Origin of the sequence: Paenibacillus sp. FSL M7-0420, assembly GCF_038002345.1 — a bacterium.
Classification (GTDB): Bacteria; Bacillota; Bacilli; order Paenibacillales; family Paenibacillaceae; genus Paenibacillus_AQ.
In genome coordinates, this window is the sequence record NZ_JBBOCJ010000001.1 from 3,612,497 (window position 1) to 3,630,364 (window position 17,868).

Here is a 17,868-nt window from a genome sequence, read left to right on the forward strand (position 1 = left end):
GAAATTGTCGGAGCATATTGGATTGTCTCTTATGGGGCTAAGATTCGATTTTCCTTATGCAGGTTTAGGCATCGCATCTCTGATCCGGAATGTAAATAAATTGGGATTCGAAGAAATCGAGATCCCTATTATAACTGATGAATTACAAATGGCAACCATCGCTCAGACAGTGAAGGTTACGGGTGTGCATGTGTGTGCAATTCATGCAGAAAAAAACCTGATGCAGACGTCTCCGAAATCTTTGAACGATAAAGTAGAAGCAACGGTACGCTTTGCAGCAGCACTGGATTCCAACCTGATCGTGCTGCATCCAGCGCCTGAATGGCCGAGTCATGATCAGATAGAGACGCTCGCGAGAGGGTTTGCCAAATATAAGCTTGCAATCGAAAATACAAATTCAGTCGCTGTGGAATGGGTTAAAATCCTGAGCGAATATATAGAATGTGGCATAGCATTGGATATTTCTCACGCCAGATATTTGGGGCAGCCCATAGACTACTATTTCACTGCTAACGTATTCCATACGCACATCAGAGGATACAATTCTTGCGAAAGATATACTAGGATAGGTCCCTCTGATCACGAAGCAATCTTTGAACTACTTTACAAGGAAAAACAAGGCCTTTACAAAGGAGCGCTCATGCTGGAATATCCTTATATTTCATTGGACGATGCTTGTGATGATAAAGATGTGCTAACTCAGTTAAGGAAGTTGGTATTCGAATGATATGGAGTTACCAGCTCGCTACAGGAGGTTATTTGACACTTTGTGTTGAGGAGCACAAATCTGGATTCATGCTCGATGTCGCTTATGCCGATCTACAAAAACAATTATCAAACATGAATCTGAATAATTACCTAAACCATAATAGACAGCGGGTGGTTGTAAAATACGGCTGTTCCATATCCGCTCCTTACTTTAGCATATGTGAAGAGAAGATAGAGTCGGGTAGACTTCCAAGACTAGGAGATACTGAGATGCTTTGGCGTCTCATCTCCTGCTCCAAGGAAGAATTGGTATTCTACACAGGAGCTGGAATCTCCAGAGCTTCAGGTATCTGGGGAACAAAGGAGCTACTCGATCAATTGTATATCAAAGATCTTCCGGTATTAACTAGAATCTGTATAGAAGAACCAAAAGTTATTATGACGCGCTTTATGATGTTTCTTTGGAGAATAAAGTTTGCAAAACCAACGGCGGCTCATCTAGCATTGGCTCGACTGCTGGACCGATACAATAACAATGTAGTTGTTACAGAAAATATAGATATGCTCCATCAAAAAAGCGGCGTAAAAGCCCATCTGGCCTTAGGTAACAAAAAACTTTATTCGCTGCGGCCAAAGCATGTAATCACCTTAGGCCTATCGTGTCCAGCAGAGGTCGGCCTACTTCAGTTCTGGAAATTGAATGGTGTAACAATTCATTGCGTAGCCATGGAACCTCCAGAATGTTTGCATTTGGTAGACTACTTATATCTACAAGACGTTCAACAATTGCTTCCTAAGTGGGAGCGTGATATGGAGGAGAAGCGGATTTGACAAGTGAGTATATCTGTTATGGAAACGTTGTTGCTCAGATTGAAGAGGTCCCCCCCGAACTGAAAGATGAGGGAGTACATATCGGTTCTTTAGGGGTTTTTAACCAAGTGAAAGCCAATTACCGCTGTGAATTTATACATTACGATTCATTAATTAATTTTATGCCCAAAGGCTTGCTTAATATCAAAAAAAATTTAGTTGGTTACTATCTTAATGAATTCATTACTATTATGCCAGAGTATGGATTATTAGCTAGATCCGTTTTGGGGACGAATCGAACAATTATTGGCTTGCGTGAAGGTATGTTGAATCGACGTTCAGCTTATTTATTGCAATCAGAAGTGAGAAGACATATCCATCGCCATATGTTTTTCGAGAAACACATACCTTTGCATGCCTCTGGTGTTATTGTCTCTAATCAGTCCCAAGAGAGCATCCTTGTCATAGGACCCAGCGGATCGGGCAAGAGTACATTAATCTGGCTGCTCTATCAGTGCGGATATCTCCTGTTAACTGATGATAATCTAGTGACAGACGAACAAGGCAAGATATATGGCGCGGGGGGAGACATTCTTGTAAGACCTGACTTTTTTGATTTATACGGAGACCAGGACCGCGAAGAGGTATCTCCTAATCAGAAATATTCGATTCCAGTTCAAAACATCAGCAATTGTGCGACAGCTAAAGCCATTCTATTCCCCTTTATAAACCCTGATATAAAGAGTGAACTGAAAACGGCCTCTGCGGAGGAGGTCATGCCGAGATTTATGGAGGCTCATATCGGGTGGGTATTCTCGACAGAGGAAAAAAGAGCCATTGAGCGTTCATTTCATTTGCTAACTAGTGACGCCAAAATTGCGCTTGTATCCATTGGTAAAGAGCCATTAGAAATGATGGATTTGCTTCGATTTTTTTGTGATTGAGCATAGTTTGGCATTCAATGAAAGGGAGATATATTATAGAAATATTAAATAGGAATAAAATTTTTGCATTTGATATAGATGATACTATAGCTGTCAATGGAACGGTGCTAGAAGGTGTTAACGCGTTGTTCAAGTATATTAAATCAAAAAATCATCACATCGTATTAGTAACAAAACGTACCCAGCTTGAATCATTATTGATATTGGACCAATTGGAAACTGAGGTAGACCTAATTAGCTTTGGTGGAAAATTAATCACCGACACTACCCAAATGAAGCTGTGGGCATGTCATGAAGTATTGGATATTCGAACACTTTCACATTTACGGGAAAAAGAAATTGTCGTTCTTCAAGGGCCAGATGGCTGGAGTGTCGCCGATAACAGGATGCTGCCGCTTGCAAAGATGATCCTCGGGTTGCCTCTGCATATGAAACGACGGTGGGACGAGAATTTCCCAGTATATCGAGTGATAGTGAGGGGACGATTGGAACAAGAATCATGTTATCAAATATTTGGCGACCTTATCAAAGTCAGCTACTGGACCTCGCTTCCATTAACCGAAATACGAACAAGGAGCGAAAACAAAGCAATTGGGCTGAATGCCTATTCCGCAATCGTTAATAGCTCAGATATACTTGCTGTCGGTGATGACTTTCCTGATATAAGCATGTTTGGATTAGCAAATGACAGTATCACTTTTATTACTTCGCCAGTTGAAGTAAGAGCTGCAGCTTCAATCGTAGCAAATCACTTTACGGACATAGCAGAGTACATCCACGGTCTTATCGGTAAATAACTCCATCTTGGTGAAAGGAGCATATTGCGTTGGGTATTGTCATAAAGACTAGCAACTTTTTTTTTGTATTTAAGGAGAACAGTCCGAGAGAATGGTTGGACAGGTTGCCCTTAGAAGCTGAAGAGAGATGGATAGGCATTAGAAATCTGCTTAATCTAGATAAAGGTGTTCAGTCTAAAAGACCTTTCATTTATTTGGTTTCACCAGGAGACGGAATGGAGTGTCATGGCAAAACGACCACTAAAGGCATTAGTTGTACGGTCCCGATGCATTCGGAGTTAGAAATTCCGTTCATACACGAAGAAGCACATGCTGTCGCCTTGAACGAATGGGGCAGGCTACCGAGCTTCTTCGCAGAAGGATTGGCCTACTACATTGAATTAAGAATCAGGGACCGGAAATCAGCAGGCTGCGTCAGCAGGGAGCAGGAATGTCATTTTGCTCGTGAATTTATTGATGATTGCACTGATTTTGAAGTTCTTTATACCGATCCCTTATTTTGGAGCCAACGTTTGAAGGGATTCTCGATGTATGCGGTCGCCAGCAGCTTTATTCATTTCTATGTTAGCGCCTATGGCTGGGAGGAGGCACACAGGCTATTACACCGTATTAACAAAGATCCTGAATTTCTTAAGCAATATATCCAAAACGACTGGAAGAAGCTCAAATTGAGATGGTTGAGTTTTATCAACAGTTGATTGTGCTTCTCTGAAACTCAATATTACATCCCCGTTCATTCCTCCCCCGCTACCGAACCCAGCTCCTGATTATCCCCGCCAGCCCGCTTGCGGTACTCACCCGGGGTCAGGCCGGAGGCACGCTTGAACATGCGGATGAACGAGTTCACGTTCTGATAGCCGACCTGAAGTGCGATATCCTGGATGCGCAGGTCGATGTTCATCAGCAGCTCCTTGGCCCGTTCGATCCGCAGCGTGTTGAGATATTCGCTGAAGTTAATGCCGGTCTTCTCCTTGAAGATGCTCGACAGATAGCCGGAGGTCAGATTCAGCTTGTCGGCTACAATGTTCAGATTGATATCCTCACCGTAATGCTTCTCCAGATACTCCAGCACGAAGCTGATGACCGGGTCCCGGGTCTCCGAGCCGCTGCGGATCGCCGCAAGCACCGGAGTCACCAGCTCCTGGAGCCATTCACTATACTGGTGCGTGGAATAGAAGGCGGCGAACGGCTCACCGGACAGGGCCGCGACCAGCCCCATTTCAAGCTCCGGCAGATTCAGCTTCATGACGGTCTTGCTTGTCTGTTCTGCCACCCCCGCAGCAAAAGCCCGGAAATCCTCCGCAGCGGCATCCTTATTCGACAGTTGCTCCAGTTGGCGGTCTATCCAGCCGAAGACCGCCTCTTCGCTGCCGGACTGCAGCAGGTTATGCAGCTCTTCCCCATGGGTGACCTTCAGATGAAACGTTTTGGCCGACGAGGCCCGCGGCTCTACGATGATCTGTGTCTCCCCGTTCAGTCTGCGTTCCTTCAGCAGCTCGGACAGGTTGTGGTAAGCATCGGTAAACGGGGTTTCCCCCGAATACACCGGGCTGACCGCTATCGTGAGGTAGAGGGAACGCTCCTCTGCCAGCAGCTCCTGGAGTGTACCCAGCACCTGAAGTATGCCGCTCTGCGGACCGGGATCGAAGAGCAGCAGCAAGAGCAGATCCTGCTCCGGCTGCAAAGCGACGTTCTCGGATTCCTCCCCGGTGAACAGGCGCTGAATCAGCTGCCATAAGGCCAGCGTATGCTTCTCCGGCTCCTCCGGGAGGCGGGTGAAGCTGAGCTTGAACAGGATGGAGGCATACGGCCGTTCGGAATGCAGCGCATCCTCCAGTTCGCTCAGACTTGCGTTCAGCGGAATGTTTTTCACCTTATGGGTATACGCATACTGGCGGACCAGCGAATTCTTGTGCGCCAGATCGTTCTGGATGAACCGGTTGTTCTCCAGGATGGAGCTTAGGCGGTCGCCGATAATGGCGAACTCCTTGACACTGCTCACCTTGCCGGGGGCGCTGCCCGATTTGCGGTCAAACGCGGCGATCAGGCGCTGGAGGGGCTGGTTCAGCCGGTAGCTGAACAGGAGCGAGAACAGGAGGCTGACCAGCACCGCAGCAGCGAGCAGAACCGCGAGCAGCAGCCGCATGCCGCGCAGCCCGCTCGCAATGGCGGCAACCTCGGTGACCCGGACGTAGGTGAAGCCGGTCTGCGCCCCTTTTTGATAGAAATAATAGTTGTCCCCGATCCGCTCATGAGCGCTTGTAGTAACGGCATATTCCAGCGCTGGCAGCTCCGTCTCTGCGGTGGAGAAGAGCAGCCGGTCCTGCGCATCCATTATATAGAAGGGATTCTTCCCGGCATCCCCGTACGCCTGCTCCAGCCGCTGCGGATTCAGCATCACAATGCCGTAGACCTCTTCATAAGGAATCGCCTTGATCATGACCGGCATCAGCCGCCCGAGCGCACGCGTGGAGCTCATTGTTGTTTCCGTAAAAGAAGCAGCAGGGAGGACCTTCAGATACTGGTTGTCCATAGTCTGGCCGCTCCAGAAGTCCGCCGGATACTCCCCGCTGTAATAATATTTGCCGAACATGTCGGCCGCGGTACTCAGCCCCTCTTTCTCAAGAACATAGTCCTCCGCCTTGAAGTACAGAATGAAATTCTCAATATGCAGAAAAGGATTCCCGTACAGCGTCATCAGATCCGACTTGACCTCACTGAGAATATCATACCGCCGGTTCTCCTTCAGATGGCTGAGAATGCCCAGGTTGGCTGTCCACGTATCCGACTGGGTCAGCGCCAGAATCATATTCTGCGTCAGCCGGAAGTGATTCTCGTACCCTTCCACCGTCTGCTTCAGGCTCTGCTCGTTCTGCCGGACCACCTCCTGATAGACCTTCCCGCTAAGATATAGATGAGAGAACAGATTGAATGAAGCCAGCAGCAGGATGACGCTCAGGAAGCTGAGCATGAGCTTAACGAACAGGCCGCTAAGGGCAAATTGGCTGGTAAGCGGTCTCTTCATATGTATTCCCCCTTCAGGTGCAGCCGCTTGGTTATCGTTTTATCCTATCATAGCGGCCCAAAGCTGACACGCACAATATGCACTTTTGCTGATTTATACGCTATTCTAGGGAAATACGCAAATAAGGCGAAAAGATATATAACATGCTGATAGCGCTTCCCAAAGACTTGCCGCTATAATTCGGAGACAAACCCCGGAAACAGAGGGGAAGTTAGCTGACATTCAGCGAGCTGCATCATTAAGAACAAGAGGGGAATGCCTATGGCTCAAACGAGTGTAGTACAAGACAACTTGCGAAAGGAAATGAAAGATCCTTACCGGCGTCAAGGGCGTCTGCTGCGGACCTGGAACCATAACAAAACGCTATGGCTGCTGTTCCTGCCGTGCCTGCTGTACTATCTGATTTTCCGGTATGCGCCGATGTTCGGCCTCGTCATTACGTTTAAGGATTATAATCTGTTTAAAGGAATCTGGGCCAGCGACTGGGTGGGGCTGAAGTATTACCGGATGTTTTTTGAGAATCCTGACTTTTGGCCGCTGATGAAGAACACCCTGCTCCTGGGTCTGTACAAGCTGGTGTTCGGTTTCCCTGCCCCGGTGATTCTGGCCATTCTGCTGAATGAAGTCCGTAAGGCCGCGTTCAAAAAGTTCGTGCAGACGGTCAGCTATCTGCCACATTTCATCTCGAATGTCATTGTGGCGAGCATGGTGATTATGTTCCTGTCGCCGACAGGCGGCCTGATTAACAATCTGCTGGGCACGTTCGGGATTGGACCGATTAACTTCATGAATGAGCCGGGGATGTTCCGGGGGATCTATGTCCTCTCGGAGATCTGGCAGCATATCGGCTGGGAGACCATCATCTATCTGGCGGCATTAACGGCGATTGATCCCCAGCTCTATGAAGCAGCCGACATGGACGGGGCCAGCCGGATGCGCAAAATATGGCATGTCACGCTGCCCGGCATCTCACCGGCGATTGTCATCACGCTGATTCTGAATATCGGCAAGGTGCTGGAGATTGGCTTCGAGAAGGTATTCCTCATGCAGAACCCGGCGATCTACGATACGGCCGACATTATCAGCACGTACGTATACCGGGTCGGGATGGAGCAGGGGAACTTCAGCTATGGCGCTTCGATCGACCTGTTCATGGGCATCATCAGCCTGATCTTCATCTATAGCGCCAATTACATCAGCCGCCGGGTCAGCGAGACAAGTCTATGGTAGAGAAGAGGTGTGGTGATGAGATCACCGAGAATATCCTTGTTTAACATTGTCAGCACGTTCTTTCTGCTGATCGTTGTGGTGATTACGCTCTATCCGTTCCTGCACATGCTGGCGGTGTCTCTGAGCAGCGATATCAATGTCATCAAGAACACGGTCTCATTCTGGCCCAAGGGCTTCAATGTGAAGATGTACGAGCTGGTGCTTGGAGACCCGAAGATCTGGACGGCCTATAAAAACACGCTGATCTACACCGTGCTCGGCACGCTGATCTCGCTGGTGGTTACGTCAACCGGGGCTTACGCGCTCTCCCGCCGGGATATGGCGCTGCGTAAGACCTTCACAATGCTGATCGTCGTGACGATGTTCTTCAGCGGCGGGATGATCCCGACCTTCCTCGTGGTCCGCTCCCTGAATATGGTGGATACCGTATGGGGCATGGTTCTTCCGGGTGCGGTCAGCACCTGGAATCTGATTCTGATGCGCACCTTTTTCTCGGGCATTCCCAAGGAGCTGGAGGAATCCGGGCGCATCGACGGGTTAAATGATATCGGGATATTCATGCGTATCATCATTCCGCTGTCGAAGGCTTCCTTCGCCACTATTGCTTTATTTTACGCAGTGGGCATGTGGAATAACTTCATCTATCCGCTCCTGTATCTGCGCACCCCGGATTTGTTCCCGCTCCAGGTGCTGCTCCGCAATCTGGTGCTGGCTGGAAGCGCAAGCTCGGGGGATGTGACCGGGATCGGGGGAGACAACCAGGTCGTTGAAGAGTCGCTCAAATATGCAACGATTATGGTCTCTACGCTGCCGATACTCACGGTATATCCGTTTGTTCAGAAGTATTTTGTCAAAGGCGCCATGATCGGTGCAGTGAAGGGCTGAACCGGCCCTGAACCATAACTACTACTTAAGGGAGAGATGAGGAATGAACAAATGGAAGTCTGTAATGCTGCCCCTCGCGGCAGCGGCAATACTGGTGAGCGGCTGCAGCGGGGGCAATAACAATAATGCCTCACCTGCTGCCACAGCTGCACCGGGCGGAGAATCTGGAGCTGCCACTGCGGGAGCGAAGCAGGCCCACACCTTCACCGCCCTGCTGGACAACAACGCCACCTTCCCTTATTCCAAGGACTGGCCGGTCTGGGGCTGGATCAAGGATCAGACCGGCGTCACGCTGGAGGTGCAGACACCTTCCGGGAAGCTGGCTGAAGCGTTGAACCTGGCGGTGGCTTCCAATGCGCTGCCGGATCTGATGTATATGCCCAACCGCAAGGAATCGAACAAATTCGGCCAGCAAGGCGCACTCGTAGACCTGATGGAATACATGGACAAGCTGCCGAATCTGACCGCCTGGATGAAGCAATACCCGGATGAGGCGAAGGCCGCACTCTCCGCTGACGGCAAAATGTTTATGTTCCCGAACCAGGGCTTCGGAGAGACGAACCGGATGATCTGGATGTACCGCCAGGATGTTTTTGAGAAGGAGGGCATTCAGGCCCCCAAGACTTATGATGAGCTGCATACGGCTCTGAAGACGCTCAAGACGAAATACCCGGACAGCTACCCGCTGTCGCTCCGTTACGGACAGATCCCCGATGAGATGAACACGAATATGACGGTCAACTATGGAACAGGCGAAGGGGCGTACTACGATTTTGATACAAAAGAATGGCGCTATGGGCCGACAGAGGACAGCTACAAGGAAATGGTCGGCATGTGGAAGCAGTTCTACGATGAAGGGCTGATTCCGCCGGACTTCCTCTCGCTGCAGACCAAGCAGTGGCAGGACATGGTGTCTACCGGCAAGTCTTTTGTAACCGTGGATTATATCAGCCGTGTGGACTTCTTCAATAATGCGATGCGCAAGGAGAATCCTGAATTCAATATGCAGTTCTTGGCTCCTCCCGCAGGGCTTGAGGGCGGCAAACAGCTGAATCCTTACTTCCATTACATGGAGGGCGGTCTGACGGTTGCTTCAACCTCCAAGAATATCGAGGATATCATGGCGTACATGGACTTCTTCTATTCGGAGGACGGCCGGACGCTCAGCAGCTGGGGTGTGGAAGGTGAGACGTATGTGAAGGAAGGCGATACGATCAAGTTCAAGCCGGAATATACTGATGTGATTGAGATGCGGAAGCAGACGGGACTTCAGACCAGCGGAACGTATACGTGGATTGACTTCAACGCCCATCTGTCCCTGTTCTCGGATGACCTGAAGCACGCTTATGAAGAGGCTGTCAAATACGATCCGGCCAACATGCAGCCGCGTCCGGCCTTCACCGAGAAGGAGAATGAAGTCATCTCGATCACCGGACAGGCGATCAAGAAGCACCGCGATGAGAGCTTCGCCAAGTTCGTGACCGGTTCCCGTAAGCTGGCGGACTGGGATAAGTATGTCGAGGAGATTAACAATCTCGGAGTAGACAAGCTGCTGGCGACATATAAGGAAGCTTACGACCGCGTTCAGAATATTCAATTAGGCAGCAAGTAACCGGGTGCGGACCGCAAAGAAGAACCGCTGAAGCACAGGCTAGGCAATCAGGGTATTCGCTTGACCATTAAAGGAGGCGGCGCTTATGAAGCAAAGGCTGCAAGGTTCTGGTAAACGGCTTGGATGGATATTGCCCTTGATCGGTCTGATTATTGTGATAATGGCAGTTCCGGGCACTGCCCGGGCCGCAGGCACCATTACACTGGATGAACCGCCCGGGGGATATGTATCCTCCGGCGGGCCGGTGGAGATCAGCGGCACCTATACCGGACTGTACGATGTCCGGTTGTATGTGAACGGGACAGCCCAGTTCGAGGTATTGCTGGATAACCCAGACGGGGATGACAGCGGCAGCTGGTCTTATACGCTCGACACCTCCCGTTACAACGGTCCGGTGGAGCTGGTGGCCCGGGGGCTGGATACCTCCACCCGCTACGGGGTGTGGAGTCCGTCCGTCACCCTTGAGGTGAACAACTCCGCAGGTGTTGCGCCTGTGGTGACGATTACCGGCCCGGACGAAGGGATTGCTGTGACCGGACAGGTGGCAGTCACCGTTCAGGCAGAATCGGCTACGCCGGTCTCGGCCGTGCAGGTCCGGGTGAACCGGGGACCGTGGCAACAGGCTGCGTATAACGGCACGGAATATGTATATGCCTGGAATACGGCGGGCATCGGGGACCGCACGATCAGCCTGGAGGCCCGGGCCACGAATGCTCCCGGACGCTACGGCTACAGCCCGACCGTCTATGCGCAGGTCGGTGCGGGCACGCACGAGCCGGCGCTTCCTCTGCCGGATCAGGACCGGGCCATGTGGATCTGGGAGCCGGAGAGCTATAAGCTGCTGCTGAATCCGGGCTCGCGGGAGGTGCTGGAGTCCTTCGTTACGGACACCGCAACCTTCGGATCAGAGCCGGTGACGACCCTGTATCTGGCCGTGGGCAACTACGCGGGCTACAGGGCGCTGGAGGAGCAGGAGGATGAGCTGCGCTCCTTCATGCGCTGGGCGCATGAGCGGAACTTAAGCGTCCATGCCCTTGTCGCGGGCGGAACCTCCCCGGCTTATATGGGTGCTTATGAGCGCTACCATAGTCATGCCGTACGGGAGATCGAGCAGATTATTAACTACAATCTTGCGGCGGATGCGGATGAGAAGTTCGATGGAATCAATGTGGACATCGAGCCGTATATCTCCCCGGACTTCAAAGACCCGAGCAAGTTCCTGCAAAAGGAGTACCTGGATGGCCTGCACAAAATGATTGACCGCCGGGATACAGCCGGTATCCGGCTGCCCTTCGGCCCTGCTGTCCCTAAATGGTATGATTCCTCCGAGCAGGGGGCGAATATCCAGTGGAACGGCACGACGAAATGGCTGTCCGAGCATATCCAGGATATCTCCGATTATATCTCGATCATGGATTACCGGGATTCCGCAGACGGCACAGCGGGCATCATTGCCGGCGCAGCTGGTGAGCTGGCTTATGCCGAGGCGATCGGCAAGCCGAATTCTGTAGTCATCGGGGTAGAGACGCTGGATATTGCAAACAGCGGTGACCCGGAGACCATCACCTTCCAGGAGGAAGGCCGCAGCCACATGGAAGCAGAGCTGGACAAGGTCTACGCCGCTTCCGGGCAGAGCAGCGCTTTCGGCGGAATCGCTGTCCATCATTATGATTCCTACCGGGCGCTGCCTTCTTATTGGGGACCAGGCGGTGTCTTCTGGACAGCACCGGAGGATCAAGAAGCACCGTCTGCACCTGCGGGCACTCCGTCCGCCGTTGCCAGCGACTATCAGAGCATAAGGCTGAATTACGGAATGGCTACTGACAACTTAGAGGTAGACCGCTACATTATTTACCGTAGCACGGTCTCCGGCTTCACGCCAACCTCTGCGGATATTGCCGGTCTCGCCCGGGGCCTGAATTACCAGGACAAGGGACTGCTCCCGGATACCACTTATTATTACCGCATCGCCGCCCGTGATCTGGCGGGCAATATCGGGCCGGTCTCCAGCGAAGCATCAGCGGTCACTGGAAGTACGGCGCTTAAGCCGATGATTGTGACCGACATGCAGCTCGCTTACACTGGAACCGCTGCGGCAGCTTCGATGAAGGTGCGTGACTATACCACAGGGGCGGTACTCGCAGGGGCGGCTATAGAAGGACGGTTCACCTATTCAGCAGGCCGTTACGCGGCGGCAGTAACAGGTGCGGACGGTCGGGCAGCCTTCACTTCGGAGGCTATTCCGTCGGGGCGTCAAGCCGGGTTCGAGCCGAGGAGAGTTCAGGCTGCCGGATATTATTATGCCAGCGCCCATGACCTGCCACACACTACGGCGTTGCTGCCGCATGGCGGGCTTAGCGGATTAACGCTGTCGGCAGGAGAGTGGGACAAGCCTTTCGCTTCGGGTGATAAGGCCTATACCGTAACTGTCAGCAGCAATGTAAGTTCGCTGCAGGTCACACCGGTTACCGCCAAGGCCTCGGATGCAGTGCTTGTAAATGGAATGCCAGTGGCATCGGGAACAGCCGCATCCGTTACTATCGGTTCAGAGCCTGCGGATGTGCCGGTCCTGGTGTACCACGAAGACGGAACCGCAGATCTCTATCTGCTGAATATCGAGAGAAGTGCTCCGGCATCTCCGGTGATCCCGGTGACCACGGATGCCTATGTCCATGAACATCAGCCCTCCACTAATTTCGGGCAGGAGCCTGTGCTGGAGATCGCCGATCTTCCGAATGCACAGGGTGGAGGAGACCGTATCGCCTTCATGAAGGCGGAACTGAATCTCTCCGGAACGGCGGTGCAGTCCGTAACCCTTAACGTGTATGTCACCGCTGCCCCGGCAGCTCCAGTTACACTTGCACTAAAGGGCTACGCCGGAACGCAGTGGACCGAGAGCGGCATCACCTGGAATAACCGGCCCGTCACCGGCGGAACGAATCTCGGAACAGTACGGGTCACCGGAGCCGGGTGGTACAGCGCGGATGTGACCGCTTATGTTGTTGCGGCAGCGGCGGCTGGACTTACGCCAACCTTTCAGTGGAGCGACCCTAATACTACGGGAATCGTTGTAACGCTGGCCAGTTCTGAGAATTCGGATAACAAGCCATATTTGATGGTGAGTAGCGGGTTGTAACCGATTGGATGCGCTAGACAGAGCGTGACTGGAAGAGTAGAACGGGATGAGTTTAAGTGAAAGAGAGTAACGGGAAGATCGTAATTGGAAGAGTGTAACAAGCAGGGGCGGCCCCCGCCCCTGCCACACCCCAATAAGGAGGGATGACGTAGCTATGAATGATAATATGGCTCCGGCAGAGGAGCATCAGGTGGAACGTATGCGTGTTCTGGTTTATCACCACCGCAGTGAGATGGGAGCGGCGGCGGCAGGAGCAGTTGGGCAGCGAATCAGAGACTTGCAGGGGAATTCCCAGGCTCCGGTTCGCATTGTATTTGCCGCAGCTCCGTCACAGAATGAGCTGTATGAGGGGCTGGTGCAGGAGCAGGGAATTGATTGGTCCCGGGTGCATGCTTTTCATATGGATGAATATATCGGCCTGCCGGAAGACGCGCCACAGCGCTTCGGGAACTACTTGCAGGAACGGCTGTTCAGCAGAGTCAATCCCGGACGGATCGAGCTGCTGGGCCGGATCGGCAATATTGAAGAGGAGTGCCAGAGATACGCAACGCTGTTGAATGAAGCTCCTATTGATATCGTCTGTCTCGGCATCGGGGAGAACGGGCATATTGCGTTCAATGATCCGCCTGTAGCCGATTTCGCCGATCCGCTTCTTGTTAAAGCGGTCGAATTGGACGAAGCCTGCCGGACGCAGCAGGTGAATGACGGCTGCTTCGCCAGCCTGGACGATGTACCTACTCATGCGCTGACGCTGACCGTCCCCGCCTTGATGGCAGGACATCACCTGTTCGCCATTGTTCCCGGCACGGCCAAGCAAGCCGCATTGCAAGCGGCGCTTCATGGCCCGCTCAGTACCGTGTGCCCGGCGAGCATCCTACGGACCCATCCCGCCATTGAGCTGTTCACGGACCGGGAAGCCTTCGGCTCATGAACGGTGTGATCTCGGGAAGACATTACAGAACCGGCCTGCCGCTTGAGGTCCACGTTAACGGTGGCGTTATTGAAGCGGTTCATACGCTGGCCGAGAGTCCGCATATGGCAGATTGGCCCTGGCTTGCGCCGGGGCTGGTCGATTTGCAGGTGAACGGCGGCTGGGGACTTGACTTCAATACGCTGCCGCTTGCGCCGGAGACTGTAGCCGAACTCTCGCGCCGCCTGCTGGCCCGGGGAGTCACCTCTTATTGCCCGACCCTGATCACCAATGGGCCGGACCAGCTCGCCCAGGCAGCATCCGTGATTGCTGAAGCCATGCGGACACAGCCGGATATCGCCGGGCTGATTGCAGGCATCCATCTGGAGGGGCCCTTCTTGTCCCCAGAGGACGGTCCGCGCGGGGCGCATCCCCTGGAGCATATCTGCCCGCCCGATTGGGAGGCCTTCTGCCGCTGGCAGGAGGCGGCGGAGGGGCTGATCCGGATCATTACCGTGTCCCCCGAATGGCCGGGAGCCGCAGCCTTCATCTCCAGATGCACCGCTTCCGGCGTCAGGGTCTCCATCGGACATACGGCGGCCTCACCGGAGCAGATCCGGCAAGCAGTGGCCTCAGGCGCGGTGATGTCTACTCATCTGGGCAACGGTACACACCTTACACTTCCGCGCCATCCCCATTATCTGTGGGAGCAGTTGGCTGCCGATGAGCTGTATGGTTGCATGATTGCCGACGGCTGTCATCTGCCGGATGCGCTGCTGAAGGTGATTCTGCGGGTGAAGCAGAGCCGGGCGATTCTGGTCAGCGATGCCGTCTCGTTGAGTGGCATGGCGCCGGGTGCATACCGGCTGCATATCGGCGGCGATGTGGTGCTGACGCCGGAAGGGCGGCTGCATCTGGCCGGCCATCCGCAGCTGCTGGCCGGATCGGCCATGATGCTGGCGGACCAGGTGGCCTACCTGGCCCGGGCCGGGCTGGCACCGCTGGAGGAGGCGCTCGACTGTGCCTCTCTTCACCCGGCCGGGCTGCTGGGGCTCCCGCAGGCTGCCGGGCTTACCGCAGGTGCGCCTGCGGATCTGATCGGCTTCCGCAGGGACAGCGGCGGAGACCTAGAGATCCAGGTGGTATGGAAGAATGGCCGGATTACAGCGGCTGGTAAGGATTAGCCGGCGCTGTAGCCCAATATGATCGAAAAATCGATCACATTCGGACCGAGGACGGCGCGCTGGCCAATTGTAATCGAAAAACCGATTACATTGCGACCGGGGACGGCACGTTAGCCAAATGTAGTCGAAAAACCGACCACAATTGGACCGGAGGCAGCACGTGAGCAAATTGTAATCGAAAAACCGATTACATTCGGACCGGAGACGGCGCGCTGGCCCAATGTAGTCGAAAAACCGACCAAAATTGGATCGGAGGCGGCACGTGAGCCAAATGTAGTCGAAAAACCGATTACATTTGGACCGGGGACGGCGCGTAGGCCAATTGTAATCGAAAAACCGATTACATTCGAACCGAGGACGGCGCGTAGGCCAATTGTAATCGAAAAACCGATTACATTCGAACCGAGGACGGCGCGTAGGCCCAATGTGATCGAAAAACCGATTACATTCGAACCGAGGACGGCGCGTGAGCCAAATGTAATCGAAAAACCGATTACGTTTGGACCGGAGACGGCGCGTAGGCCAAGTGTAATCGAAAAACCGATTACATTCGGACCGAGGACAGCGAGTAGGCCAAGTGTAATCGAAAAACCGATTACATTCGAACCGGAGGCGGCGCGATAGTTTCGTCTTACTGATCCAATTCGTAAAATCAAACCTGACGATGTACTAGGAGGAGAGAGCGATGCTTAGCTTAATACCCGAGCCGAAGCTGGTAAGGTTGACAGAGAAGGAGCCATGGCAGACAGGCCGGGAAGTCCGTCTGCAACTGGCTATGGAAGTGGATGATCCCCGGCTTGTGCTTCATTGCCGGCGGGCTTTTCCCGGCGGGGTAGTTACCACCGCCGTCTCGGGAGCAGGTGAGGGATACTCGCTGCTGATTGAGGAGATTGGGAGAAACAAGGGAACTGAAGGCAATGAGTACACTTCAACGCACACTGAACCCGAAGCTTCCGGGCAGGATGCCGCATGGGCAGCGTCCGGAGAAGCCGGACTGAATAACGGCATGACTTCAGCTCCTGATCTTAATGAGGCCGACCTGTCCGTGCTGAAGGGCCGGGCAGAAGGCTACATTCTGGAGGTTAGCGCAAGCGGTGCAGCGATCCGCGCCCTGGACGCTGCCGGACTCTATTACGGCTTGCAGACACTGCTGCAATTGCAGAGTCTGCATGGCGGTGGCGATATTCCGGCGTTGTCCATTACCGATTGGCCCGATACGGAGCTTCGGGTGATGAACTTCGATCTGCGCCAGACCTTCTCGAAGCCGGAGCGGCTAATCGAATACCTGGCGGAGTTCTCCCGCTACAAGACGAACGCGGTGCTCATTGAATACGAGGATAAGTTCCCGTTCAGCATACACCGGGAATTCACCCATCTGCAGCACGCGCTTAGCCGGGAACAGCTGGAGGCGCTCCAGACTGCGGCCCATGAGCATTACATCGAGATTATTCCGCTGCAGCAGAGCTTCGGCCACTTGGAGTATGTACTACGCCATGATGCCTGGAAGCATCTGCGGGAGACCGAAGAATCCACCGGCGAGATTTGCCCGTCCCATCCGCAGACGTATGAACTAATCACAGGCCTGCTTGGAGAGATGATGGATGCCCATCCTGAATCACGTTATATTCATCTGGGTTGTGACGAGGTGTACAGCCTGTGCGAATGTGAAGCGTGCCGGAAGCAATTCGGCGGCGTACGGGAACGGGCCTTCATCTCCTTCCTGAACCGCCTGATTGAATTCACGGCCAGCCGGGGACGCCAGCCGATCTTCTGGCATGACATGCTGGACAAATGCCCGCCCGAAGAGCTGGCGAAGCTTGATCCGCGAAGCGCAGCGATGATCTGGATCTATAACGGCCGCAACATACAAGAGGAAGTAACTTCTCTAACCAATAAGTTCAGGGCACTGGGCATTGAGGTAATGGGTGCTCCTGCGGTCCGCAGCTTCGACTGGGCGGAGCATCAGAACTACCCGGTCATTGATAACCGGACCGACAATCTGCTGCAGTGGGCAGAGACCGCCGAGAAGCTGGATATCCGCTGTATGGTCGCTACGAACTGGACCGGGCCGTTCAGCCTTGGCGTTCCTTATGGCGTATTCGAGACCACCTGGTATCCGATGCTGCTTCATGCGGATCTCGCCTGGAACCGGCGGGCAGATGCTGGTACGTTCATCGACCGCTTCCTGGAGCTGTTCCATGGTATAACTCCAGAGACGGGTCATGCGCGGCTGGGAAATTACCAATTAGAGGATTACTACGATATCATCTGGAAGCTAAGGGAGCATGTGCAGAGGAACAAGGATTACGCCGGGCTAATCGCAATTATGCATGATTTCGAGGTAGCAACCGACCGCTCCAGGGCGATTCACAAGTATGCCTACCGCTGGGAGCTGTACCCGGGCGACAGCGCGGAATGGCGCTCGCTGCGGAATAATTACACGCGCAACCACAACGGGCGGGAAGCCGTCCGGCCCCGGATGCTGGAGGCTCTTATGCAGTACCAGCCCCGCGATATGGCCGAGCATTTCGTGAGATCCCGGTTCTATCTGCATGATTATCTGGAGCGGACGCTCTATCAGGAGCTGGGCCTTGTCCACAGCGAGAGTTAGCAAACAAACCGACAGG

The 17,868-nt window shown here is 53.4% G+C and carries 14 protein-coding genes; 12 read left to right on the forward strand and 2 right to left on the reverse strand.

Features of this window, described 5'->3' with window-relative positions; translation table 11 throughout:
* The first annotated feature begins 4 nt into the window (after positions 1–4).
* Genes MKX51_RS15235 through MKX51_RS15255 form a run of 5 tightly spaced genes read left to right on the forward strand, consistent with a single transcriptional unit; the run spans position 5 to position 3,957 of the window.
* Positions 5–727, forward strand: coding sequence for a sugar phosphate isomerase/epimerase family protein (locus MKX51_RS15235; RefSeq protein WP_340992984.1), 723 nt, complete (start codon positions 5–7; stop codon positions 725–727).
* A complete protein-coding gene (locus tag MKX51_RS15240) occupies positions 724–1,539 on the forward strand; it encodes a Sir2 family NAD-dependent protein deacetylase (protein WP_340992985.1) in 816 nt (271 codons plus the stop codon). The genes MKX51_RS15235 and MKX51_RS15240 overlap by 4 nt, the downstream gene beginning before the upstream one ends.
* Entirely contained in the window at positions 1,536–2,462 is a 927-nt protein-coding gene (locus MKX51_RS15245; protein ID WP_340992986.1) for a hypothetical protein, read from the forward strand. Before MKX51_RS15240 ends, MKX51_RS15245 begins: the two co-directional genes overlap by 4 nt.
* A 17-nt stretch (positions 2,463–2,479) precedes the next feature.
* Entirely contained in the window at positions 2,480–3,259 is a 780-nt protein-coding gene (locus MKX51_RS15250) for an HAD hydrolase family protein (protein ID WP_340992987.1), read from the forward strand.
* Between the two features lie 29 nt (positions 3,260–3,288).
* Complete coding sequence (locus MKX51_RS15255) at positions 3,289–3,957, forward strand: hypothetical protein (RefSeq protein ID WP_340992988.1); 669 nt, start codon at positions 3,289–3,291, stop codon at positions 3,955–3,957.
* A 35-nt stretch (positions 3,958–3,992) separates the two neighbouring features.
* Here the strand turns inward: MKX51_RS15255 and MKX51_RS15260 are convergent, their stop codons facing one another.
* On the reverse strand, positions 3,993–6,284 hold the full coding sequence (locus MKX51_RS15260) for a helix-turn-helix transcriptional regulator (RefSeq protein WP_340992989.1): 2,292 nt from the start codon (positions 6,282–6,284) through the stop codon (positions 3,993–3,995).
* Between the two features lie 303 nt (positions 6,285–6,587).
* On the opposite strand from MKX51_RS15260, the gene MKX51_RS15265 reads away from it, so the two are divergent.
* From MKX51_RS15265 to MKX51_RS15290, 6 genes are all read left to right on the forward strand, one after another.
* On the forward strand, positions 6,588–7,514 hold the full coding sequence (locus tag MKX51_RS15265; protein WP_051478139.1) for an ABC transporter permease: 927 nt from the start codon (positions 6,588–6,590) through the stop codon (positions 7,512–7,514).
* Between the two features lie 15 nt (positions 7,515–7,529).
* Complete coding sequence (locus MKX51_RS15270) at positions 7,530–8,399, forward strand: carbohydrate ABC transporter permease (RefSeq protein WP_209870928.1); 870 nt, start codon at positions 7,530–7,532, stop codon at positions 8,397–8,399.
* Between the two features lie 43 nt (positions 8,400–8,442).
* A complete protein-coding gene (locus tag MKX51_RS15275) occupies positions 8,443–10,011 on the forward strand; it encodes an extracellular solute-binding protein (RefSeq protein ID WP_340992990.1) in 1,569 nt (522 codons plus the stop codon).
* Positions 10,012–10,096: 85 nt separating this feature from the next.
* Entirely contained in the window at positions 10,097–13,147 is a 3,051-nt protein-coding gene (locus MKX51_RS15280) for a CBM96 family carbohydrate-binding protein (protein WP_340992991.1), read from the forward strand.
* Between the two features lie 154 nt (positions 13,148–13,301).
* Entirely contained in the window at positions 13,302–14,078 is a 777-nt protein-coding gene (locus tag MKX51_RS15285; protein WP_340992993.1) for a 6-phosphogluconolactonase, read from the forward strand.
* Entirely contained in the window at positions 14,075–15,241 is a 1,167-nt protein-coding gene (locus MKX51_RS15290; protein ID WP_340992994.1) for an N-acetylglucosamine-6-phosphate deacetylase, read from the forward strand. Before MKX51_RS15285 ends, MKX51_RS15290 begins: the two co-directional genes overlap by 4 nt.
* A 110-nt stretch (positions 15,242–15,351) precedes the next feature.
* Here the strand turns inward: MKX51_RS15290 and MKX51_RS15295 are convergent, their stop codons facing one another.
* The gene (locus MKX51_RS15295) at positions 15,352–15,897 is read right to left on the reverse strand and encodes a hypothetical protein (protein WP_340992995.1); all 546 of its coding nucleotides are present in this window, start codon (positions 15,895–15,897) and stop codon (positions 15,352–15,354) included.
* A 29-nt stretch (positions 15,898–15,926) separates the two neighbouring features.
* Here MKX51_RS15295 and MKX51_RS15300 point away from each other — a divergent pair, with 29 nt between their 5' ends.
* A complete protein-coding gene (locus tag MKX51_RS15300) occupies positions 15,927–17,852 on the forward strand; it encodes a DUF4838 domain-containing protein (protein WP_340992996.1) in 1,926 nt (641 codons plus the stop codon).
* Positions 17,853–17,868 lie beyond the last annotated feature (16 nt).

Coding starts and splice junctions, on each gene's coding strand:
- MKX51_RS15265 (WP_051478139.1), top strand. CDS start 6,588: ATGAAAGATCCTTACCGGCGTCAAGGGCGTCTGCTGCGGACCTGGAAC.
- MKX51_RS15285 (WP_340992993.1), top strand. CDS start 13,302: ATGAATGATAATATGGCTCCGGCAGAGGAGCATCAGGTGGAACGTATG.
- MKX51_RS15280 (WP_340992991.1), top strand. CDS start 10,097: ATGAAGCAAAGGCTGCAAGGTTCTGGTAAACGGCTTGGATGGATATTG.
- MKX51_RS15300 (WP_340992996.1), top strand. CDS start 15,927: ATGCTTAGCTTAATACCCGAGCCGAAGCTGGTAAGGTTGACAGAGAAG.
- MKX51_RS15260 (WP_340992989.1), bottom strand. CDS start 6,284: ATGAAGAGACCGCTTACCAGCCAATTTGCCCTTAGCGGCCTGTTCGTT.
- MKX51_RS15240 (WP_340992985.1), top strand. CDS start 724: ATGATATGGAGTTACCAGCTCGCTACAGGAGGTTATTTGACACTTTGT.
- MKX51_RS15250 (WP_340992987.1), top strand. CDS start 2,480: ATGAAAGGGAGATATATTATAGAAATATTAAATAGGAATAAAATTTTT.
- MKX51_RS15275 (WP_340992990.1), top strand. CDS start 8,443: ATGAACAAATGGAAGTCTGTAATGCTGCCCCTCGCGGCAGCGGCAATA.
- MKX51_RS15290 (WP_340992994.1), top strand. CDS start 14,075: ATGAACGGTGTGATCTCGGGAAGACATTACAGAACCGGCCTGCCGCTT.
- MKX51_RS15270 (WP_209870928.1), top strand. CDS start 7,530: ATGAGATCACCGAGAATATCCTTGTTTAACATTGTCAGCACGTTCTTT.